This window comes from Magnetococcales bacterium (genome assembly GCA_015232395.1).
Lineage (GTDB): Bacteria > Pseudomonadota > Magnetococcia > Magnetococcales > JADFZT01 > JADFZT01.
The window spans coordinates 70,895-94,148 of sequence record JADFZT010000002.1 but is presented as its reverse complement, the minus strand read 5'-3'; the positions used below and the strand labels follow the sequence as shown (position 1 = coordinate 94,148).

Annotated in this window: 18 protein-coding genes, 4 tRNA genes and 1 pseudogene; 11 read left to right on the top strand and 12 right to left on the bottom strand. The window is 53.3% G+C overall.

Annotated elements, in window-relative coordinates:
• Positions 1-148 precede the first annotated feature (148 nt).
• The 6 genes from HQL52_01245 to HQL52_01220 all read right to left on the bottom strand — a co-directional run bounded on the left by HQL52_01245 (position 149) and on the right by HQL52_01220 (position 3,084).
• The gene (locus HQL52_01245; protein ID MBF0368055.1) at positions 149-1,159 is read right to left on the bottom strand and encodes a hypothetical protein; all 1,011 of its coding nucleotides are present in this window, start codon (positions 1,157-1,159) and stop codon (positions 149-151) included.
• A 525-nt stretch (positions 1,160-1,684) separates the two neighbouring features.
• A complete protein-coding gene (locus HQL52_01240; GenBank protein ID MBF0368054.1) occupies positions 1,685-2,041 on the bottom strand; it encodes a thioredoxin family protein in 357 nt (118 codons plus the stop codon).
• Positions 2,042-2,432: 391 nt separating this feature from the next.
• Positions 2,433-2,518 (bottom strand) — tRNA-Leu (locus tag HQL52_01235).
• A 129-nt stretch (positions 2,519-2,647) separates the two neighbouring features.
• Positions 2,648-2,723 (bottom strand) — tRNA-His (locus HQL52_01230).
• Positions 2,724-2,820: 97 nt separating this feature from the next.
• Positions 2,821-2,896 (bottom strand) — tRNA-Arg (locus tag HQL52_01225).
• Positions 2,897-3,007: 111 nt separating this feature from the next.
• Positions 3,008-3,084 (bottom strand) — tRNA-Pro (locus HQL52_01220).
• 283 nt (positions 3,085-3,367) lie between these two features.
• Here HQL52_01220 and rplU point away from each other — a divergent pair.
• From rplU to HQL52_01175, 9 genes and pseudogenes are all read left to right on the top strand, one after another.
• Entirely contained in the window at positions 3,368-3,673 is a 306-nt protein-coding gene (rplU, locus tag HQL52_01215; GenBank protein MBF0368053.1) for a 50S ribosomal protein L21, read from the top strand.
• A gap of 79 nt (positions 3,674-3,752) precedes the next feature.
• A complete protein-coding gene (rpmA, locus tag HQL52_01210) occupies positions 3,753-4,010 on the top strand; it encodes a 50S ribosomal protein L27 (protein MBF0368052.1) in 258 nt (85 codons plus the stop codon).
• 34 nt (positions 4,011-4,044) lie between these two features.
• A complete protein-coding gene (gene obgE, locus HQL52_01205) occupies positions 4,045-5,277 on the top strand; it encodes a GTPase ObgE (GenBank protein ID MBF0368051.1) in 1,233 nt (410 codons plus the stop codon).
• Complete coding sequence (locus HQL52_01200) at positions 5,274-6,431, top strand: glutamate 5-kinase (protein MBF0368050.1); 1,158 nt, start codon at positions 5,274-5,276, stop codon at positions 6,429-6,431. Before obgE ends, HQL52_01200 begins: the two co-directional genes overlap by 4 nt.
• Positions 6,432-6,562: 131 nt before the next feature.
• Entirely contained in the window at positions 6,563-7,831 is a 1,269-nt protein-coding gene (locus HQL52_01195; protein ID MBF0368049.1) for a glutamate-5-semialdehyde dehydrogenase, read from the top strand.
• 13 nt (positions 7,832-7,844) lie between these two features.
• Positions 7,845-8,537 (top strand): nicotinate (nicotinamide) nucleotide adenylyltransferase, encoded by a 693-nt coding sequence (gene nadD, locus HQL52_01190; GenBank protein ID MBF0368048.1) that lies wholly within the window; start codon positions 7,845-7,847, stop codon positions 8,535-8,537.
• A pseudogene (gene rsfS, locus HQL52_01185) lies at positions 8,534-8,892 on the top strand (ribosome silencing factor). Before nadD ends, rsfS begins: the two are co-directional and overlap by 4 nt.
• A 36-nt stretch (positions 8,893-8,928) precedes the next feature.
• Positions 8,929-9,369 (top strand): 23S rRNA (pseudouridine(1915)-N(3))-methyltransferase RlmH, encoded by a 441-nt coding sequence (locus HQL52_01180; protein ID MBF0368047.1) that lies wholly within the window; start codon positions 8,929-8,931, stop codon positions 9,367-9,369.
• Between the two features lie 50 nt (positions 9,370-9,419).
• Complete coding sequence (locus tag HQL52_01175) at positions 9,420-9,746, top strand: hypothetical protein (protein ID MBF0368046.1); 327 nt, start codon at positions 9,420-9,422, stop codon at positions 9,744-9,746.
• Positions 9,747-9,991: 245 nt separating this feature from the next.
• On the opposite strand, the gene HQL52_01170 is transcribed toward HQL52_01175, so the two are convergent.
• The 3 genes from HQL52_01170 to HQL52_01160 form a co-directional block, all read right to left on the bottom strand.
• Positions 9,992-10,825: an SDR family oxidoreductase gene (locus HQL52_01170; protein MBF0368045.1), complete on the bottom strand. Its 834-nt coding sequence runs from the start codon at positions 10,823-10,825 to the stop codon at positions 9,992-9,994.
• Positions 10,826-11,131: 306 nt separating this feature from the next.
• Positions 11,132-11,746 (bottom strand): flavin reductase family protein, encoded by a 615-nt coding sequence (locus HQL52_01165; protein ID MBF0368044.1) that lies wholly within the window; start codon positions 11,744-11,746, stop codon positions 11,132-11,134.
• A 128-nt stretch (positions 11,747-11,874) separates the two neighbouring features.
• Entirely contained in the window at positions 11,875-12,144 is a 270-nt protein-coding gene (locus HQL52_01160; GenBank protein ID MBF0368043.1) for a hypothetical protein, read from the bottom strand.
• A 484-nt stretch (positions 12,145-12,628) separates the two neighbouring features.
• On the opposite strand from HQL52_01160, the gene HQL52_01155 reads away from it, so the two are divergent.
• Both HQL52_01155 and HQL52_01150 read left to right on the top strand, forming a co-directional pair.
• Positions 12,629-16,648, top strand: coding sequence for a hypothetical protein (locus tag HQL52_01155; protein MBF0368042.1), 4,020 nt, complete (start codon positions 12,629-12,631; stop codon positions 16,646-16,648).
• A gap of 137 nt (positions 16,649-16,785) precedes the next feature.
• Positions 16,786-20,286 carry a hypothetical protein gene (locus HQL52_01150; protein MBF0368041.1) on the top strand — a complete coding sequence of 1,167 codons (3,501 nt, stop codon included), beginning with the start codon at positions 16,786-16,788 and terminating at the stop codon, positions 20,284-20,286.
• Positions 20,287-20,327: 41 nt separating this feature from the next.
• On the opposite strand, the gene HQL52_01145 is transcribed toward HQL52_01150, so the two are convergent.
• The 3 genes from HQL52_01145 to HQL52_01135 all read right to left on the bottom strand — a co-directional run bounded on the left by HQL52_01145 (position 20,328) and on the right by HQL52_01135 (position 22,625).
• On the bottom strand, positions 20,328-21,098 hold the full coding sequence (locus HQL52_01145; GenBank protein MBF0368040.1) for an SPOR domain-containing protein: 771 nt from the start codon (positions 21,096-21,098) through the stop codon (positions 20,328-20,330).
• Between the two features lie 207 nt (positions 21,099-21,305).
• Entirely contained in the window at positions 21,306-21,503 is a 198-nt protein-coding gene (locus tag HQL52_01140) for a hypothetical protein (GenBank protein MBF0368039.1), read from the bottom strand.
• 357 nt (positions 21,504-21,860) lie between these two features.
• Entirely contained in the window at positions 21,861-22,625 is a 765-nt protein-coding gene (locus tag HQL52_01135) for a sel1 repeat family protein (protein ID MBF0368038.1), read from the bottom strand.
• Between the last annotated feature and the right edge of the window lie 629 nt (positions 22,626-23,254).

The window sequence follows — 23,254 nt, the reverse complement described above, 5'->3', positions numbered from 1 at the left end:
AGGAATCTACCACGACATCATATCTCACCGATGCCTGAGGTCTGCCCTTGCCACAAGAACGGTGAGTTGCCCTGACTGAGTGAATGGTTGTTTCATAAGAGGTGACTGTGGTCACACCCTATATTAAGAAATTTTTTCGCCACAGCCATCACCACTCTGGATCATATTCAATTGAATCTATCCCCATAAATCCAAGTCTGCCTGACCGATATCCAATTTTAATCGACCGACCAACCTCTGGAGAGTTTGGCCCGGACCGTTGAATAGCAAAGCCTGCAAACGCCTCCCCTGGAATCCACGATTTCACCACCACAAAGTCACAATCGACAACTTGCGTCCTGCCAGCTAAACAGATAAAACTCCACCTGTTTTCAATTTCCCTTTGAACATAGACTGGCTCTCCCACTGTTTTCCAGATATTCATAAATGACACAAAATTGTACATCAATGGAGGAGTGATTATACACAAAATGATGAAAATAATATTTTTCCCGGTCTTTCCAAGAGCAGGATTAACATCTATCTCCCACAACCACCTCCCAATTAAAAACAACACCGACCCCCACAAAGCAGCATCCAGCCAATCGGAATAGAAAATGACTGCTGAAAAACTGTAACCAGAATTAAAAACAACCACAAACAGCCAGAGAATTCCAACTAGGTAAAACCCATAAAGCTTAAAAAAATCAACCTTTGGAACTTTAATTACCCCCATAAATTTAGACAGATCAATTAAGACTGGACAAGCTTTTTCAACCATCAACTGCTTTTTTTCATCCACCACTTTCGTAGGATAGTCCGCAATAATCTCTTGCCGATCAACAACAAGTTTCTCAACACCAACATCAAACAGTTTACGCACCATCTCCCTGAACTCAGGTTTATCCAGAACATTTTTTACTTTAACTGGCGCATCCGTATATAGAGCAAAGTCGTTGTTAAACGTTTCATCACCACCAAAAAGAGCGGATCGATCATGTTGACTTATCCTATCCCTATAATCCTTTTTGTTTATATGAAAACCATGCGCCCAAGGAACATCCACATCTATTTTGATCGCAAATGCAGCCTGACCATCCGACCCCACGTCATCATAATAGCATCTTTTACCGTCCAGCATCTTTTTAACCTTAACATCACCCATAATGACACCCACCATTGTTTTCCAGGAGACAACTTCGGCTTTTTGTTTGTCATTTACAGAAATTTAATTTGTTCAGAGAACTTAAAAACACCCCCCCATACCTGACTGATATTTTCATCACCCAGCGTCCTAACCAAAACGAAAACCCAACACAACCATTCAACCATCACAGACAGCCCACACAATCAATATTCAAGCCTCTCCAACACCAACAAATCAAAAACACCCTTCCAACGCATAATCAGCTGAATATTCCAAACTAATCCTCAACTGTCCGTTGAAAGTGGCCAGGTCACCTTTGATATATCGACATTGCCTGTCATTTTGCTCATATACGCCACGCATTTCCCAATCATCCATCACGTCCATCTTCACCCTTTCAATTTACTTTTGCATTGTTTTTGTCGTTTTTCGTCCTATTCTTTATTTCCTCATGCCATGTATTCTATAAATTTTACAGTTCGAATAATAGAGCCAATGTCTTATCCAAGACGGCACCTCAATCATTCAGACGCCATTGGCAAAGAAGAGAGGGGGAGCTTATTTCGGCAGAGCGGCGAGGGATTCTTTGAGCATTTTCTTGAGGTTGCGTTCGTTTTGGGGTCCAATTTTGGTGAGGAGGTGGTGCTGTTTTCCGTAGACAAAGATGGTGGGCACGCCCTTGACCCCGTAGTCGTTGACGATGGGGGGGTGGCGATCGGCATCCACCACCACAATCTCCACTTTCCCCCCCTGCCTTTTGGCAAATTTGTGCAGGGCGTCGTAGGTCTCCTTGCAGCCGGGGCAGTGCTGGGTCATGAAGGTAAGAAAGATGATTTTATCCCGAGAGCCCTCAAAGACAATCCGGGCCAGGGTTTCGGCTGGGGCATAGTTGCTGGTGCGATCAAATGGCAGCATAAGGGTACTCCTCCTTGAGGCCACCATTCTCAGAAAGTTTTTGTCACTTGGCAATCGAAATCGAGCCATTAGCCTGAAAACTTGATAAAAGATGCCCCCTCTCAGGCAAGACTCTCCGCCCCCCTCATGGTGAACCCCTCTAATATTGCTGTCTGCTCCTTAAGATGAGTGACAGCTCTTCCTGAATGGTCACCAAACCGGGCTATCCAAGCCAACCCCATCGATCACATTTATTTTTCCAGAATCTATCGGTGGAGAGGGTCGAATTCGACAACCCACAAATCACCCGCGGCTGGATTGTTGGGAATCATGGCCCCCAGAGACCCCATACCCAGTGACAAACACAAAAAAAGGGCCTCCTCAAATTTGAGAAAGCCCTTGATATTCAAAATGGTGCGAAAGGGGGGAGTCGAACCCCCACGGCTATTAACCACTGGATCCTAAATCCAGCGCGTCTACCAGTTCCGCCACTTTCGCTTGAGGATCTTAAAGCCTGGGCCTAACCCACTGACCCCATTGAGTTAAAAGCCTTTGTTTCTAAAATACAGACAAGGCAATCAGGCAGGGGAGGCGTTGGTTTGGCGGGGCTGGGGAGGATGGTAAATATGGGGCGAACGACGGGACTTGAACCCGCGACCACCGGAATCACAATCCGGGGCTCTACCGACTGAGCTACGTTCGCCACAACAGGAAAGCTGAAAGCTTCCCCAGACCAGCAGGGAGGGGATTCTAAACGAATCTTCCACCATCGACAAGAGAGAAAGGTCCTGGGACGGCTATGGCGCGCCCGGCAGGACTCGAACCTGCAACCTACGGCTTAGAAGGCCGTTGCTCTATCCGTTGAGCTACGGGCGCGAAACCTCACTGAAACGGATGTTTTTACAGAAAATCTGATTTAAAAGCCTCCGACAGCACCCGAACCGCCGGGATTGTTTCCCATGAGACGTGAAAGATAAAGAAAAAAAATGGTCGGGGTGAGAGGATTCGAACCTCCGGCCCTCGGCTCCCAAAGCCGATGCGCTACCAGACTGCGCTACACCCCGATGGCCTCATGAGCCACAATGGTACTCCGTTCATTCAGGATTTCAAATTTTCCACCGATCCCTTGCCCGTAAAGGCTGCAAACCCACAGCCAGCCAAAGCTCAGGCCATAACGAAAACCCATTCATCCTGACTTCAAGGCGAGGCAGTTTAATCCAACACGTTTCCCCAGGCAAGCACCCTTGACAATCATCTGGAAATGGAGATAATTTCGCGTTTGCCCCAAGAATGGCCTCTGGGGCGTTACATCTCTTCAACATTACCACATTTCGGAGGCGTCTCCCAATGTATGCGGTGGTCCGAACGGGCGGAAAACAATATAAGGTAGCAGTCAACGATCGACTGCGTGTGGAGCAACTGCCCGGAAGCAAGGGGGATGCCGTTGAGCTTGACGATGTACTCCTGATCTCCGGTGACGAAGGGCTCAAAACCGGTGAGGCACTCAGCAGCAGCAAAGTGACCGGCACCATCATTGATCAAATCCGGGCTCCCAAGATTTTGGTGTTCAAAAAAATGCGGCGCAAAAAATATCGCCGCACCCAAGGACACCGGCAAAATCTCACGGAACTGAAAATAACCGGCATCCAGTAAACACCCCTTCCCCACCGGTCTGAATCATCGGCCCATTCTACTCGGGGATGGATCTCTATTTTTTTTGCGGAGAAGCACAATGGCACACAAAAAGGCGGGCGGTAGCTCCAGAAACGGACGTGACTCAGCAGGGCGTCGTCTCGGTGTTAAGCGCTATGGCGGTCAAGAGGTGATTCCAGGCAACATCCTGGTACGCCAACGGGGCACCAAATTTTATCCTGGGAATGGCGTCGGCATGGGCCGGGACCACACCCTCTTTGCCCTGGTGGAAGGTACCGTCTCCTTCACGACCATCCACAACCGCAAATTCATCAACATCACACCCGTCGCCACCTGATTTTCCCAACGGCTGCGACTGATCGGTTATTGACATGCGGTTTCTGGACGAAGTCAAGATCCAGGTCCGCTCTGGAGACGGCGGGAGCGGGGCAGCCTCGTTCCGTCGAGAAAAATACATCCCCTTCGGCGGTCCCGATGGAGGGGATGGCGGGGACGGCGGCGACGTGGTTTTGATCGCCGACCCCCATCTCAACACCCTGATCGACTTCCGCTACAAACAACACCTCAAAGCCAAACGTGGTCAAAACGGCATGGGTAAATGCCGCACAGGCCGCTCGGCTCCCCCCCTGGAAGCCCGAGTGCCGGTGGGTACCGTGGTGCGCAATGATGCCACCGGTGAAATCATGTTTGACCTGACCCGGCCCGGAGAGCGGGTGGTGGTAGCGGCAGGTGGCCAGGGTGGTCGGGGCAATGTTCGGTTTAAATCCTCAACCAACCGAGCCCCCAGACAGTTCGATTTTGGGGAAGAAGGCACCGAACTCTGGCTGCGCATGGAGCTGAAACTCCTGGCCGATGTTGGCTTGGCAGGGCTCCCCAACGCTGGTAAATCCACCCTGATATCCAGACTTTCCGCAGCCCGTCCCAAAATCGCCGACTATCCCTTCACCACCCTCGTGCCCAACCTGGGTGTCGTTCGGGTGGATATGGATTCCTCCTTTGTGATGGCTGATATTCCCGGGTTGATTCAGGGAGCCAGCGACGGACATGGGCTGGGACACACCTTTCTCAGACATATCGAACGCTGCGCGGTTTTGCTCCATCTGGTGGAAGCCGCCCCCATAGATGAATCCGACCCATTGGAAAATCTCACCATTATCGAACGAGAGCTGGCGGCCTACTCCAAAAAACTCGCCGCCAAGCCCTGCTGGCTGGTTTTCACCAAATGGGACACCTTGAACGAGGACGACCGACAAGCACTCATGGAGCTTTACCAGGAACTCCGTCCCGACGCCCCCCCTCCCCTGGCCATCTCTTCGGTCACGGGTGAAGGACTCCCGGAGTTGACCCAGGCGTTGGCCGAAAAAATTGCCCTCCATAAAGCCGAAGCCCCTGACCCCGCTCCGCCCTTACCAGACGCTCCCACCAAAGCCGGAAGAGGAGTTGGTTTGCAGCCCGCTCCCCCGACGGATGAATTTCCACCCGATTCCTCCATGGATGAAGCCGGGGAATCACGCACTGAATCGAACTCTACCTCTATAATACCAGAGGAATCCTTCCCCACTTCCAGCGCAACCGCCCCGACCGGGGGTGAGGAAGGGCTGTGACCAAGTCTGCGGCAGCCGCCTGGAAAACGGCTCGTAACGCCCGGCGCCTGGTGATCAAAATCGGTTCCAACCTGCTCACCGCCGGAGGCCAAAATCTGCGTCGGGAGTGGATCCGGGCGCGATGTGGGGAGATCGCCGGGTTGATGGCTTCCGGTCGGCAGGTGGTGTTGGTCTCTTCCGGTGCGGTGGCCGCTGGCACCCCACGTTTGAAACTCAACCGTCCCTTGCGCAGCCTGCCGGAAAAACAGGCCGCCGCCGCCGCAGGTCAGGGAGTGCTCATGCGCTGCTACGAAGAAGCCTTGGCCAGCCACGACCTCCACGCTGCCCAAATCCTCATCACCCGGGATGATGTCACCCACCGCAGGCGCTATCTCAACGCCCGTGACACCCTGGAAACTCTCCTGAGCCTGGGACTCGTGCCGGTGGTCAACGAAAACGACTCGGTGATGGTGGAGGAGCTGAAATTTGGTGATAACGACACCCTGGCCGCTCTGGTAGCGGGGCTGGTGGGGGCGGATTTGCTGTTGCTGTTGACCGATGTTCCCGCCCTTTATGATGCCAATCCCCGAAAAAACCCGGACGCGAAAGCCATTCATCTGGTGGAACAGGTCACGGCTGAAGTGGAGGAGATGGCGGGGGGAACCGGCTCTCTGGTGGGCTCCGGGGGGATGGTGACCAAGCTTTTGGCTGCGAAAAAAGCCGCCCGCTTTGGCTGCCCGACAATTCTCGCCAGTGGTGAGATCGAAGCGCCATTGACCCGCATCCTTGATCCCGATTCCCCCCCCGCCGGGACGCTCTTTTTGGCCGAGGCCGGAGATCCCATCAGTCATCGCAAGCGCTGGATCGCCAACGGTCTCACTGCCCAAGGCACTCTGGATCTGGATCAGGGGGCCGTGACCGCACTCCTCAAAGGCAAAAGTCTTTTGGCCCGGGGGGTGGTGGCAGTGGAAGGAAATTTCGACCGGGGGGCTGCGGTCTACTGCCGCACACCGGATGGGGAACATCTGGGAAAGGGGCTGGTCAACTATACCGCTGATCATCTCAGGCAGATCGCCGGATGCCACAGCGACCAGTTCGAAGCCATCCTGGGCTATATGGGGGATCCGGAAATTCTCCACCGGGATAATCTGGTCATCCTCAATCTCCATCGTTGAAACCCGACAATCCCGTTTTAAAGCCCTGTTTTTGATTTTTCGATCCCTTGACGGTTTTGATCGGGACGAGATTGATGTAAAAAAACAGGATATCGACGAATGACCCGACCAGCTTTCAAGGAGCCGCACTCATGAGCGACATCACAGCGATGGTGAATGATATCTGCAAACAGGCCCGTGCGGCCGCCCGCAAACTTGCCTGGGTGGATGGTGAGGCGAAAAACCGGGCCTTGACGGTCATGGCTCAAACCCTGCTGGACCAAGCGGGACCATTACAGGTTGCCAACGCCTTGGATCTGGTTCTGGCAGAAAAAAACGGCTTAAGCGCCGCCCTCATCGACCGACTGCGCCTGACAGATGAGCGTATCGAAGGGATGGCGGAAGGGTTGGGGCAAGTGGCCGCCCTCCCCGATCCGGTTGGACAGGTGGATGATCTCAAGCGCCTGGGCAACGGCTTGCAGGTGGGCAAAATGCGCACCCCTCTGGGGGTGATCGGCATCATTTATGAATCCCGCCCCAACGTCACTGCCGATGCCGCCGCTCTCTGCGTCAAATCCGGCAATGCGGTCGTCCTTCGAGGAGGCTCCGAGGCCTACAACTCCAACAAGGCGATTGCCACCTGTCTGGCTGAAGGGCTGGCAGCGGCTGGTCTGCCCAGGGAAGCGGTGCAGTTTATCGATACCACCGACCGGGCGGCTGTCGGGGTTCTGCTCAAAAATGATCAATATGTCGATGTGATCATTCCCCGGGGGGGCAAGGGGTTGATCCAGAGAATCATGGAGGATTCCCTCATTCCGGTGATCAAACATTTGGACGGCATCTGCCACACCTATGTCGATAAGCATGCGAATCTGGAGATGGCCATCGAGCTGACCGTCAACGGCAAGATGCAGCGCACCGGGGTGTGTAATGCCACCGAAACCCTGTTGGTACATCAGGATATGGCCGACACATTTCTTCCCCAAGCGGCTCGGGTGCTGGCTGAGGCGGGGTGTGAGCTGAGGGGGTGTGAGTTTACCAGGAAAGCGGTGGGAAGTGCCGCCACCGTGACCGAAGCGCTGCCGGAAGATTGGGATACCGAATATCTGGAAGCGATTCTTTCCATCCGGGTGGTGGAGAGCTTAACCCAGGCTCTGGACCACATCGCCGAACACTCCTCTCAGCATACTGAAGTGATTGTGACCGACAACCACCCTAGGGCCATGCGCTTTTTGCGGGAGGCGGACTCCTCGGCAGTGATGGTGAATGCGTCGAGCCGCTTTAACGACGGCTTTCAGTTTGGGCTGGGGGCGGAGATGGGCATTTCCACCGACAAGCTTCACGTCCGGGGTCCGGTGGGATTGGAAGGGCTCACCACTCAAAAATATGTGGTGCTCGGAGAGGGACAGTTGCGCTCATGATCCCCTCTGGTTCATGACGCAGCGCATCGGTATTTTGGGTGGAGCGTTCAATCCCCCCCATTTTGGTCATGCCCGCATCGGGGTGGAGGTGTGTGAGGCGCTGAAGCTGGACCGACTCCTCTGGCTCCCTTCCGGGGGGCATCCCTTCAAGGGAGAGGATGTTTTGCTCCCGGTGGCGCATCGGGTAGAGATGACCCGGCTTACCATCGCGGGCCAGGCGCAGTTTGAGTTATGCACCCTGGAAGCGGAGAAGAGTGGCACCTCCTATACCTCTGATACGCTGACCGCTCTCAACCAACGCCATCCTGATGCGCTGCTGGTATTTTTGATGGGGGTGGATAATCTGGCGGAGCTGCATCTCTGGAAGGGGTGGCAGGATCTCGACCGCCATGCCCTCCTGTGTCTGTTGACTCGACCCGGTTATGGGGGGTTGATTGAGGATTCCCAGGGGAGCCGTTTTTATCAACCCACACCGATCAAACAAGCCCGTTTCGACCTGCCATCGGAGGCTCGCAAGGGGTGTCATTTACTTCCAGTCACTGCCCTGGATATCAGCTCCAGTGATTTGCGAAAGCGTCTTCAGCAGGGTCACTCCATCCGTTATCTAACCCCTGATTCTGTGATCGACCATATCCACCGCCACCAGCTCTATACCTCTTTAAAAAACATCACCCCACCAGCCGACAGGCATCCGGAGAATTCATGAACAGTCAGGAACTGACCGAATCTTTAAAAGCTACTTTGGACGATAAAAAAGCCTTGGATATTCGTGTGATTGATATTCAGGGTCGCTCGCCATTCTGTGATTTTTTTGTCATCGCCACCGGCACTTCCCAGCGCCATATCGCCTCTTTGGCCGAAGAGATGGATCGGGTTGCCAGTGAACTGGGGCAGACGGTGCGGGGGATTGAGGGGTTACCGGATGCCCAGTGGATTTTGGTGGATTTGCGGGATGTGATTGTGCATCTGTTTTTGGAAGAGACCCGGGCTTTTTATAATCTGGAAAAACTTTGGAGTCCGGAAGCGATGAAGGTGAAGGAGATGGTGGCTGGGGAGGGTAGCCATTGAAGTGGCATTTGGTGGCGGTTGGGAGAGGCATGCCTCCTCCGATCCGCACCTTGGTGGAGGATTATCGGGAACGGATGCAGCGGTTTGGGGGGCTTTCTTTGGTGGAGGTGGCGGAAGAAAAGCGCATCTCCCAAAAAAAAGCGGATCGTGAGAAGGCGCTCGTCAAGGAAGCCAAGCGGATCGGTGATAAATTGCCGGAACGGGTTTGGACTATTCCGTTGGATAGTCGGGGAAAGAGTTATTCTTCGGAGCAGTTTGCCAAGCGGGTGGAGAGTTGGCGTGAGGAGCGTGGGGAAGTGTGTTTTGTGATTGGTGGGCCGGATGGGATTCAGCGGGAGTTACAGGCCAGGTTGGGGCCTCCTCTTTCCTTTGGTCCTATGACTCTTCCTCACATGTTGGCGAGGGTGGTTTTGTTGGAGCAGCTTTATAGGGCCATGACGATTTTGCACCACGTCCCGTATCATCGCTGATCTCTTTCTCTTGCTTTTGATTTTACTATTAAAAAAAAAGATGGGGGGAGTTGGGGGGAATTCTTTCCTCCCAAGGTCTTTCCTTTGATCTTTCTTTTGATTTTGACTTTTCTTTACATCCCCCCGGGGGATTGGGGGCTGGCCCCCAAGGTCTTGATCTTTCTTTTGATTTTGACTTTTCTTTACATCCCCCCGGGGGATTGGGGGCTGGCCCCCAAGGTCTTTCCTTTGATCTTTCTTTTGATTTTGACTTTTCTTTACATCCCCCCGGGGGATTGGGGGCAGGGACACGTCAAGCTCCAAGGCATCCTCTTGAAAATATTGACGTTTCAATCAAATCCATAATCGGAGTCAAGAGAGGCCAAAATGCAAAGTGATAACACCTGGAAGCCATCGGCGATCAAATCACGCAACCTCTGGCCCCACAAGGATTTACCCTATCTGACAGCCTCGGAATGTCTCAGCGGCATAGCTTAGAACCGATGGATTTCCAGGCTTCTTCCGCTGACTTTGACGAGTCCCTGGGATTGGGGGCTGGCCCCCAAGGTCTTGATCTTTCTTTTGATTTTTTCTTTTGATTTTGACTTACATCCCAACCGCACATCCAATCACCCATCAAACCTCACAAAGCCCGCATCAGGATCCGGTCCAGCCATTTTCGCGGCAGCACCCGCTTGAGATAGCCAAAAAGGTAGGTGGGAAAAGTGACATAATAGCTTGCCTTGGGATGGGGGGATTCCAGGGCGTGGATCAGGTGTTTAACTACCGCTTCCGGGGGCAGGGAAAAGCGCCCGGTCTCGCCTTCTTTGGAGCGCTCTTCGATGCGGCGTTTATAGCTCTCTTTATGAACGGTATTTTCGGTATCGACATTTTTCAGGAAGGCGGCCAGGGCATTGGCTCTGAAGCGGGTGGTGATGGGACCGGGCTCAATGAGGGAGACGTGAATCCCGGTGCCGTGCAGTTCCAGTCTCAAGGTATCGGACAATCCTTCCAGGGCATATTTGCTGGCATTATAAGCCCCGCGATAGGGCAGTGAGACAAACCCCAGCACCGATGAATTTTGCACGATGCGGCCATGTCCTTGCTGGCGCATCACCGGAATCGCCAGCCGGGTTAATTCGTGGGTGCCGAAAACGTTGGTTTCGAATTGAGCCCGCAGCGTCTCGATGGTGATATCTTCCACTGCTCCTGGCTGACCGTAAGCACCATTGTTGAACAGGCCATCGAGTGTTCCCCCACTCCGCTCCAGCACCCACGCAAGCCCCTGGCGGATGGAGTTCACCTCATCCAGATCCAGTTGGCAACTCTCGAACCCTGCCTCTTTCAGCTTGGCTACATCTTCCGGCTTGCGAGCGGTCGCAAACACCCGCCACCCCCGCTGCCGCAATATTTCCGCCCCCACCCGACCGATCCCGGTGGAGCAGCCGGTGATGAGAACGCTGCGTTGATTGGTCATATCCTTCCCCAAAGCACTTTCCCTCTCCCTTTTGCCATTTTAAACCTGAAACCATTTTCCAATAAATGTGAAAAAAAAGAATGGACCCATACCCAATTTTTCAACCAACTTTAAAACCGTCCAACACAACAAGACATAATTTTATATTTAATTATCAATTGCTTGGAATGAAATTTCAAACAAGCCCAGTCCATACGTCTTATTTGAAATCTCTGGATCATCGAAACCAGGGAGGGAAGGGCCCGCCCCTGATCTGAATAGGGAACCAGGGGGGAAAGGCTCTTAGGAACAAGCCGGAGTCATTGATTATTTGGGGCGGGGAACTCTCAGGATTTTGCCGTTGGCGTAATATTCATCCCCTCCCAAGCGACCCAAGACATCTATTCGATCCGTGTGGATCTGAATGCGCCCGGCAGGATCACCCTCCGCGACCTCATCCGCCATATAGATAGTTTTTACCTCACCCAGGATCATCGCCTGCCCCTTGGGTCCGATCTCCTCGATTCGGTAGAGGGTGCAGCCGTAAGCGATGGGGCAGTCGGTCAAGCGGGGAAGCCTGGAGCCGGGAAAATCGCTCACCCCCAGCTGCAACATCTCCACCTCCGAGACCTCTTCAGGAAACTCCCCGGAGCTATCCACCATACTTTTCAGCAGCGGACGATCAGGAATGTGGATCACAAAATCCCGACGCTCCTGAATGTTGGCGCGGCTATCCTTGGGTGTGCCATCGCTTTTTTTACCGATGGAGAGCATCAGCAACGGCGGATCGCTGCACACCCCGCTGAAATAGGAAAAGGGGGCCAGATTCAATCCCCCTTGGGAGTTTTCCGAAAGCACCCAGGCGATGGGCCGGGGAATCAGGGTTTTGGACAACAAAAAATAGGCCTGCTTTGCTGAGGCCGCTTCCAGATCGACAATCATGAACTCCCCCCCTCATTCCAAACAAATCATCAGCTCATCAGGAAAGATCCACCCACAAACACCAGACTCTACAGGGAAATCATCCCGAAAACGCCATAACAGAAAAACAATCTCTCAGCCGCACCCGCTCAAGAACCCATCAAACACTCTTCAGGATAGCCCAAAAGCTGGTCCAATGCTGCCGCCATCTTGCGTTCTCTCAAAATCAACGCCAAAATGGTTGGATCCACCCCCTCCTCTCTGGCCTCCTTGTAAACCGAATTGAGGGCCTCTCCTGCGCTGACACCCTCTGGGCAGGACTTTTCAAGACGCCCCAAAAAATGATCCACAAAGTCAAAAAACTGGGGGGTAGTATTGGAATCAGTGACACTCCGAGCCACTTTTTGCCAGGGGTTCATACTAACGCTTCCTTCCTTGGGTCGCTCTGGTGAGGGGACACAACCTGAAAAGTACGATTAAAATCAATACGCATTCAGATATTGAGATTCATTCTCATCCATCAGGTTCCCCTTCCGATCCATTTTCCTGATTTCTTTCGGCAAGAGGCTCCTTGTGTGCGAAAACCCATGCAACTGCGATGCCCGATTGGATTGGTCCACGCCAACCCCACCCCATGACCAACCGCCACAATCTCAGCCATCCCCTTATTTTTCTGAAAATTTATCTCACTTCCCCAGGATCCTCCCCCAGTCGACCCACCCCAAGGCCAGATCTATCAACTTCAGCAGTTTGACGCTAAACTGTTTTTTTGGATGATTGCTGAAACATCGAAAGATCGACCATCCAATCGGCGCTTATTCGTTCGCCCACCCCATTGCCCTTTCCCCACCAGACCAATCAAGGTGGGGTGCGTGGCCGGAGGATCCATCAGGTTTCCCCGTCATGTCGAACCAAACCGCCAAAGAAAACACCCTCTTCGCAGCCTATGGCTCACTGGTCAGCGGCTATTTTGCTGCCGAAAACAAAATCGGCGATTCCATCTCGGTGTTCCCCAAAGAAGAAGAAGAAGATGCCACAAGCAGCCTGCCGGGAACCCACAACGAATCCCTGCGACTCAGCCAAACAGTTGATCCCAAAGCCCTGAAAAAAACCCAAGCGTCCGTGGATTATCTGCGGCGCATTCTCAGACGGGAAAAAGAGGAATCAAAGCTCCACCACATCATCCAGCAACAGTCCCAACCCTCCACCGACGAAATCGAAAAAGCGGTCGCTGAAGAACAGATCAATCATCATTTTCAAATCTTTCAGGAATCGGTCAAGGCAAAGGACGAAACAGAGCTCCAGGGAAATCCCTTCTACGAACTGACCAAGCTCATTTTCCGGCACGTTTTAGGCGGGCTGAAAAACCTTTTCGACCAGCTACAACACGCCACCTCCACCTCCCAACTGCCCAAACGGGTACGCACCTCCCGGCCCTTGAAGGAGATCTGGCGTCGATCCAAAAAACGGGAGACCCTTTTTGATAAATTATGGGAAACATTTGGGAAATGGCTGATATCCGGGCGCAGACCCCTGGCGATCATTCTCTTTTTCGGCTCCTCCCTTACCACCGCCCGGGGCATGAACGATCTTTTGCAACTGCCCGTGATTTCCCAGCAGTTGGGAGGATTTTTTGATGGCAGCCAAGCGGAAATCGCCCGCTATCTGCTCTCCATCTCAGCCGGACTCCTGCTCTCCTCGGCCATTCTCGATTTCAAGGGACGGATTTTCCACGCCATGGCCGAAGCCGGGCAGGTGCTGGCAGGCATCCGGGATGCCTTTTTGCGCAATCCCCGCTGGATGGTGCTGGCCACCCTCCTGACCCTGATCTCCATCAAGACCAACTATGACGGCATTGTCTCCATCATTTCCAAAAAAGGGGATCTCGCCCAACAGTCCCAGATGATCAGTGAACAGGTGCGCCGAGCCTTGGGAAATCCCCGAACCCTCGACGCCAACAACCCCACCTCCTTAAGAGGACTCGGGGCGAGCCTCGAACAAGCCACCCGGGAGGCCAGGGAAAAATTTCAGCTGGTGCCTGAGGATGAGGTCAAAGGAGTCGCCTCCAGCAAGGATGCCCGCAAAGGTCCACGCTACTGGGGTAAACATTTTATCGTTCACGGCGGTTTTGAAGCCGGGGTCAACGATGTCATCCTCACCTTTAACAACCTGCCCCTCTCCCAGGAAATCACCCGCATGTTGCAAGGGTCGGGCTTGGATCTGACCACCTCTATCAGCAACAAAATCAACCGCCTCCATCAACGCTATCGCGATCACCTCAGCCGCACCGAAGCCGCTATCGGGCAGGACCTCTTACAGCTCAACACCATGATGGGGGCGCAAGATTATTCCCTGGGGGAGATCCATCGGGTTTTTACCCTGGAGCATTACCAGATCAACGACATCGTGACACGCATGGTCGCGCGCCTGGAGGCCAACAAAGCACTTTTTGGCCAAGTGGCCCAAGCACTCAACCAGTTGACCGACAGCCACGTGGCCCTACTCAAACAGGTAGACAAGGCCGGTGGCGTCCGTTTCAATCAGTATGATATTGAGGCCAACCTCACCATTCCCGAGATTGCCGCCATTGATGCCCTGCGCAAAGGCCGAATTCCGGTAGCCACCCACAAAAATTTTGAAGAGTTGCAGCACTATTTGGTAGAGGCCCACGGCTTGGCCCTGGCCAGCCTGCTCCTCACCCTCATCTTTGCACTGGCCATCAGCATGGATCTGGCCGATCCCCTGATTTATGGGCGCTGGACCGCACGGCGGGGCGTTCGGGATAAACTGATCTTTCCCCAATCCCTTAAAACCCTGAAAGAGTGGGAAAACGGTTTTGTCCATCAATCCAAGCTTTTTTTTAACCGCCCCGATGTGCAAGTAGCGCTGAAGGGGCTGACTTTTCCCAACGAAAACGGCATCCGCAACGACTATCTCTCCCTCTTGGAAGAGATCAATCCCGACCTGAAACATCCAGCAGAAAGAACGCCTCTCCAACGCTTTTGGCACTGGTTCCGGTCGCTTTTTCGCAATACCCGCATCAATACCATCACCGGATATAACGACCGGGTGGCGACCATCCACGACCTGATACAACGCCGGGATCTCCACTTTCCCAAATTAATCTCGCTTCTGCTGCCTGGCGTGGAAATAAGCTCCGGACTGGGCCAGGCCACCTTTCACGATCTGCTGGTTTTGACCGCAGCAGGACAAAAGCAGAAGAAGGAACAGTTCCCGCTGGAGCTGCAAAAAGCCCGGCAGCGCAAGGCCAAAGCCGAAGTGGAGATAGTGGAACAACTGGATGAACACAAAATATTAACCGATACCATCGTCCGGATCGGCGATGAATCCCTGATACAAAATTTCCCACATCCCGCAAACAAACCAAATTTGCCCCCCCACCTGCTGCCTGGCAACGATGATCTTGAAAGTGAAAACCATTTTCCAAGCGGGGAGCATCTACAGGAACTCTTGGCAGAGGCCTATACTGAAACCACCCCACCAAGCCAACCGAACCAACGGAATTTTCAACGAAAATTACGGAAATCCATTCAACGCTTCCGGTATCTTTTATTTCAGAAATCCTTTTTACCTCCAGCCCCACCCTTTTCCCACAACCGTTTGGGCTGGCTGGAGGAGATCGCCACCCTCGACAAAAACTCCCTCGACGACATGGAAGCCCTCTATGGCTTTATTCCGGAGTTGAAACGAACACTGCTCTCCACCCTGCCCAAAATCAGGCAAGCCTCCCTGGAGCCCCTGCTGGAAATCTGTGATCGATTTAAAAATGATCCCAAACAGGCAGAGCTTTTCCAGACCGCACAAGATCTGCAAACACGCTACCTTGAAATCGAAAAGGAGACCCTGGAAATGTGGGGGGTCTCCCAGCTGCTGGGGGATGAGGCACTACTCTACTCTCGGGTCTGTATCGTGGATCTCGACGAAATGTCGAGCCTGGTGCGCCAGGAAGAAGGGGAGACATCGGTTTTTACCAACCGGATTCAAAGCTTGATCGAACAGACCATGGCTACCCTGGAGCGTGCCCAGACTTTGGAATCGGAAAGCTTTCTGCAAATGGATCTCCTGGCCGCCCAGGTAAGCAACCATTGCGAAGAGGTGATTCAGGCCACCCTGGCCATCACCATGCGGGGGTGGGAGTTGCAAAAAAAACAGCTCACACCCTCTAGCCCCCTGCAATCCTTTCAAGAGAATAAAATATTGGTGGAGCAGGCCCCAAAAATGGCCCAGGCCATTTTGGAAAGACTCGCCGAGATCGAAAGTGATTCCCACGCCAGTGCCGAAGAAAGCCTGCGATTGCTGACGGAATTAACCAAAGAGTCCCGGTCGGTTTTGGAACGGGTCAAGGAGGTCCAGAGTTCCCTGATCGAGCCCTCTGCCAGCCCGTTTCAATCCCCCGGCAACGATCCAGGTCTATTTTCTCCCATTCCCTTTCCCGGCCCGGACAATTCCGCCAGTGCACAATCCAACTCCATAGCAGGAAGCACACGCATTGCCAACACCCAGGCTGGCCCCACCTCTCCCCGGAACATCCCTACTGAGCCGCAAAATGATCCAGCTCTCCAGGAGCGCCATAAGCTATCGGCTGAAATAGATGACTATCTTCAGGATACCAACCGCATGTTGCAAAAAATCGAACAATGGGGCCGCAAGCTGCAGGAGATGACCGACACCTCTCAGGAATCCCTCAGAAATTATCGTCAACATCAGCCCAGCCTGGTGGAAGCCTCACGAAAACTGGCCACCATCGCTGAGACCAAAAACAGGCACCTGTTCAATGATTCCATAACCATGAGACACCTGCGCATCCATCTGATGGAATTGCGTTCCGAAGCCATCACCCTTCAGGGGCGGGTCAAACGATTGATGGCGGCCATGGGGCTCCAGATTGGTGTGGGCAATTAATCGCTACAATCGTAACTTCAATTGACTCATTAACATGAATTTGACAACCTACCCCCCTTGATGACCTGCTGATCCTGCTCTCAAGGGGAGCCTGTAGCGCCCAGTTATTTGACCAAATGGCCATCCATAAACCGACCATGCCCAACGCCGACGAAAAACCCAACCCACTTTTCACAACCTTCGGTCGGGTCGTGGATGGCTTTTTTCAGGCGGAAAGCAACATCGGTGACCCCATTCGGGTCATTCCCACCAAACCCGGCCATGGCCATCTGGAAAAGCAGACCGACCCCAAGGATATTCAACGCACTCAAGAGGTCGTGGATCACCTGCGCCGCAATCTGGCGGATGAGCTCAACCTCTCCAAAATTAAAAACAGGGCAGAGCCCTCCCAGGAAGCCCCCCCCTCCCCCATCCCCTCTAAAGCAGCCCCCGATCCCCAGACTGAAGGGGCCACCCACTTTCATCTCATCACCTTCCGCAAGGCTCTCCAAACCGGTGATGAACGCCTGCTCACTGGCAATCCTTTTTATGAACTGACCCGGCTTGTCTTTCGCCATAATCTAACCGCCGCCAATAATCTCTTTGACCACCTGGTGGGAAAGCTCTCTCGGCGCAAGCCCGGGATTGTCCCTCTGGCCCGCCATTATCGTGACATTTGGTTCGGCCCCCGTCGCAAACCGGGGATCGCCGCAAGAGTGCTGGAGACCCTGGGCAAGTGGCTCGTAGCAGGGCGTTTGCCTTTGGCGCTCTTGCTCTTTTTCGGCTCTTCCATCACCACGGCCCGTGGGGTGAACGACCTTTTACAGCTGTCCATAATCTCCCAGCAACTGGGAGGACTCTTCGATGGCAGCCAGGCGGAAATGACGCGCTATCTGCTCTCCATCTCAGCCGGACTCCTGCTTTCCTCGGCCATTCTCGATTTCAAGGGGCGGATTTTCCACGCCATGGCCGAAGCCGGACAGGTGCTGGGAGGTATTCGGGACGCCTTTTTACGCTCCCCCCGCTGGATGGTGCTGGCCACCCTCCTGACTCTGGTCTCCATCAAAACCAACTATGACGGCATCGTCTCCATCATTTCCAAACAAGGGGATCTAACCCAGCAATCCCAGTTGATCAGCGAGCGGGTACGGGCAGCCTTGGGACACCCCCGGCATCGCCATCCCGACCAGCCAACCTCCCTCAGAGATCTGGGGGCAAGCCTCGTACAAACCACCCGCCAGGCCCGGGAAAAATTCCGTCTCGTACCCGAAGATGAGGTCAAAGGGGTCGCTTCCAGCAACGATGCCCGCAAAGGTCCGCGATATTGGGGCAAACATTTTATCGTCCACGGCGGTTTTGAGGCGGGGGTCAATGATGTCATCCTCACCTACAACAACCACGCCCTCTCCCAAAACATCACCCGGATGCTGAAGGAGTCAGACTTGGAGTTGAGGGCCTCGATCTTCGACAAAATCACCGCCCTCGAAGAGCGTTATACCCACCACCTGGCCGAAACCGAAGCCATCATCGAAGCCGACCTCAACCGGCTCAACACCATGATGCACATGGGGGATTACAGTTTAGGGGAGATCAATCGGGTATTCACCCTGGAGCACTATCAGATCAATGATATCGTCGCCACCATGGTGATCCGCCTGGAGGCCAACAAACAGATTTTTGCCGAAGTGGCCGAAGCCCTCAACCACCTGATCGCAAGCCATGTGGCGCTCCTCAAACAGGTGGACAAAGCCGGGGCTGCCCATTTCAACAATTACGACATTGATGCCCACCTCACCATTCCGGAGATTGCCGCTATCGATGCCCTGCGCAAAGGGCAGATTCCGGCAGCGACCCACAAAAGCTTTGAAGAGTTGAAGCAGTTTTTGGTGGAGGCCTATGGTCTGGCCTTGGCTGGCATGATGCTCACCCTCATCTTCATACTCTCCATCAGCATGGATCTGGCTGACCCGTTGGTCTATGGACGCTGGGCGGCCCATCAGGGCAAACGAGACCGGAAATCGCTGAAAATATTGCTGGAAAAGTTAAAAGAGTGGGAATCCCAGCTGATTCGCAATGCTGCCAATTTTTTTGACCAAGGGGATGTTCGCCAAATTTTGAAAGGGATCACCTGCCCCAATGAAACAGGGTTACGCAACGCCTTTTTCCACTGCATCGAACAGATCGATCCCGACCTCAAGGAACCCGATGATCGCAGCTTCCTGGAGAACGGCTGGTATTGGATTCGGGGGCTGTTCCGCGCCCCCCGCATCAACGGCATGCAGGGCTACAATGATCGTGCGCGGGCGATCCATCTTTTTTTTAAACGCCGAGAGCATTTTTATCCCCTCTTTATCCAGCATGTTTTTCCCGGTCTTCGTTTCGATCAGGGGCTGGGGCAGAACACCTTTTTATCCCTGTTCGAAAAAATCATCCTGGGGCAAAAAATCAATCGGGAATCGTTCCTGCTGGAACTGCAACAGGTTCGGGAGCAGGTTCACCATTTTGCCGACGATCCCCTGGATGACGATCTGGAAGAACAAAAAGCGCTCAAAAAGACGCTTGAAAAACTGAGCAAAAGGATCAAAAAGCCTGGCCAGGAATCATCGCCTGATTCCAAAAATGGTTTCACCTACTCAGGCCATCAAGAGCTGGGAGACAGCCTGAAAGCTTCTCGCCAAGCGGTGGAAAAAAAGCTCCAGAATGCTGAAACAGCCAACCAACTGACCCCCTCCGACCTCACTGCTTATGCGCTTTTTGAGGAGCAAAAGCCCGATTCATCGTCTCACCATAAAAAGGTATACCATTTTTTCTACCCGATTTTTTTTCGCCCCATCATTCTCCCGGCAGCCTCTTTTTCCCATACCCGGCGAAACTGGCTCAAGGAGCTTGCCTTTCTCGACAAGCACTCCCTGGAAAACCTGGAAGCGCTTTACAGCTTTATTCCAGAGCTGAAAGAGACCCTGCTGACCACCCTGCCGAAACTGAAAAAGGAGCTGTTGAATCCTCTCTCGGATATCTGCACCCGTTTTCCGGAAACCTGTCGACAAAAAGGCATCAACGAACTTCAAGGGGTACAGGTTCGGGTGAAAGAGATCGAATCAGAATCCCTGGAAATGTGGGTGATCACCCAGTTGATGGGGGATGAATCCTTGATTTATTCCCGGGTTTGCAGCGTGGAGTTGGACGAATTTTCAAGCCTGGTGCGCAAGGAAGGAGACCAGAGTTGTGTCTTCAGCGACCGCATCAATGCGTTGCTGGACCAAGCTCAGGAGATGTCTGTCAGAGCCCGGAAAATGGAAAGCGCCATCATTCAGGAGATGGAGGAACTGCTGGGGGATATCGATCAGTTTTGCCAGGAGACCACCCAGATGGTATTACGCACCAACATGATGGGCTGGAACCTGCATAAAACCCAGAGCCACTCCCCCGCCACCTGGCAGGCCTATCAGGAACAAAAGGCGATATTGGAGCAGTCGGCCAAAGAGGCTGAAATGGTCTTGAAGCGCAAGGAGCAGGTATTGCAGTCGGCCAGCCCCCAAACCGAGGAAAACCTGCATCTACTAAAAAATCTAAAGCTGGAATCCTTTATACTGCTGGACCGGGCGAAAAACGCACTGACGACGATTCAAGCCCACCTGGGCTCTCAGTTTGGCGTCTAAAGCAGCCCGCTCATTTCTTACAGCAATTCGAACAGATTCCATCAGGAACAGCGACTCACCATCCGCACACCATCCCCTTTACCGGAATCGGCCACGCACCAGTTATATTTGGAATGGATATAGCGGACATCACTGCTGGTCTGGTTGCGGATCAGCACGGTCGCCTGGTTGGCTTCCTCTTCCCGCTGAAACGGCCCTACCTTGACATGCACCATCCCCCGGGATTCCTGCATGTGGGCGGGAACCCCCTGGGCGGTGAGTTGTGCCAATTTACGCCCGGCGTCCCGGGTGTTACCGAAAGAACCGGCCAGGATCAGGTAGCGGCCTGTGGCGATGGGAGGAAATCCCGGGATCACGTTGATTTCACTAAAAGACATGGAAGCGGAAGAAACGACAGGGGCTGAAGGAGCTGGTCGCGTCTGCCGCTGCGCTCTTTGGCTGACCGCTGGTTGGCGTTTGATGCCTTGACTGGGGGCTGTTACCGGTTTGGCAGGAGAGGCAGCACGGGCTGTTGTCGAATATTGAGTGGCTCCGGTTTCACCCCTGGTGAGCGCTGGCGACGTCACAGCGACTGCTGAAGTTGGTTCCGTGCTCTCTACCGGGTTGGTTTCAGTCAGGTCCAGAGGGGTTGCAGGCGAAGAAGTGGCAGGAACATCCGGCTGCCAGGAAAAAAACACCACAGCCACCAATCCCGCCAGACCACTGAAAAACAGCTTTTCCAGGCGTTTTCTCCTGAGCAGTTTCCGATGCCTTCGGTATTCCTGAAGATTCATGTGGGTATTGGCTTTCGGTTTCAAGCCTCTTGCCATCATGCCAGAACGCCTTTTTCAAGCTTGGGAAAGACCCTGTAAATGTCATGCCGAAGGGATTTCCAACAGTGGGAAATCTGCTCGGACAGTCACCACTGCAATGTGAAGAGAAGCGAACACTCCCCTGGGATAGCTCAAAAAAAACAACTCGAAGGAAACCGCAATGGGCTCCCGTTCAAAATAGCCCGGGCGAGAAAAAAGCCCTGATCCCTACACACCCATCCTCTTGAGGGTACTCTTGGTCATATTCACCACTCCCCCCACCATGTCACCCAGCAAATTGACCACGCCGGGTAGCAGGTTTTCCACCTGGACCGATTGGGTTTCGACCGCAATCTCTACCTCAGAATCATTGTTTTTCCAGGGGTTATCTTTCTTCTTTTGATCCTTCTGTTTATCTTTGCCCATGACGATCTCCCCTCCCAAAGGTATCCTCGACAAAACATCTGGAACCCCGACCTTCCCAGAGGTCAGGCTGTAACCGATCCAACCATTCACGATCACCTGGACTTATAAGAGTTTGGGATCGAAATATTCCGGGGGACCGGATTTAGGGCCTGTCAACACTTGATTCAAAGTCGCGCAGGAGACCATTTTTAGGAACAAATGGCCTCCTGCCCTTCGGGTTTTGCCTAAAAAGGCATCATGCTGCGTTTTCGTCACTTGTTTGGAGTCACCAAACGGCGTTCCTCAAGCCTTGCCTGATACCTTTTTATGCAAAAACACGATCTTCGCCTCAAGTGTTAACAGGCCCTAAAGCAAGAGTCAGTTGACCCGTTTGTTGCCGGTATTGCGGTACCACTCTTCGGTCATCTGCCGCCCTTGGTCGATCTGGCCAGGCGTTAGTTGATCCAATATTTGGCTGCGCCCCTGCTTGGCCTCTTTATTTCCGGAAAGGGTTGCCAGTTCGTACCACATGAAAGCCCTGACAGCATCCTGAGGGGCACCACGTCCTTTGTGGAACATCTGCCCCAACATGTATTGGGCCAGGGGAACCCCTCGATCAGCAGCCCGGCGAAACCAGTAGAGGGCCTCCACATCGTTGGGAGCTGTTACCTTGCCGTCGTGATACATGAAACCCAGTTTGAGCTGTGCCCAACTCACCACGTCGGGGACTGTCTCATCCAGTTGCATGCCCTGGTCGGAAACCTTATGAAACCATTTCAGGGCTTCGTAGCGATTTCGGTTGGTACCTTCACCGTTATAGTACATCACCCCAAGATTAAACTGGGCGAGCCCCTCCCCCCCCTCTGCTGCAGCCCGATACCATTGAAAGGCTTTGGCTTCACTCTGGGGTAGGCCGACACCGTAGTAGTACAGGGAACCGAGGATGGATTGAGCCCTGGCATCCCCTTTTTCCGCCACCTCCTGGAAGAGTTCCAGGGCGTAGCTTTCGGCATTTACGTTATGGAAGGGAAAAAACAGAGAGACCAGCAGCAGCAAAACCGCGCCTGCTTTCCCGTCATACAAACGCGCCAACCAGTGGGGGGTGATCTTGATGAGTGACTTCCCTTTGCTTTCCCTGGCCATGTCCGTGCCCCGTTTCCAGGCTGGCTGCCCGATACGTAAACGCTTTGAAAAATATAAATGGCTTGGATCCGCCATGACCTATACCTGTTCGAAATGGCGTTGATATATAAAATGGACTCCGGAGAGGGGCTCCTCCTGATCGAACAGAGGGTTCCCAATCGAAACAGATGGCGTTGGCCGCCATCCAAAAGGTTGCGTGGTCTGGAAAGCCCAAAAACGACAGCGCCGTCAAACCACCCAAAGCCCCCTATTTCAGAAGTGGAACGCCCCACCCCCTCAAAAACTGTCACACCCACCCTGAAAAAACCGTTAGCCAGGAGCGATTCAAGAGACAAATGCGCCCAACTCTCTCTTCTATGGGTAGTTCCGTATATTGTTAAAAACAGCCAAGCATGTCAAGTTGTCCACCCAGCCTTGGCAATGGTAGAATAAGTGGCATTTGGGCATCATTGGAAAAAAAGGGAGGAGGGCCTTTTTTTCCGACTTCAAGGTGCATTTCTTCCCCCTCTCAGCGGATAAAAACAGCCGTCTGATTCTCTCTGATGAGCCTGTTGCAACAAGCCCTGTGCAGCGGATATTTTCGCGCTTTTTTTCCGCCTGCCTCAACTGACACACAACACCGACACCTG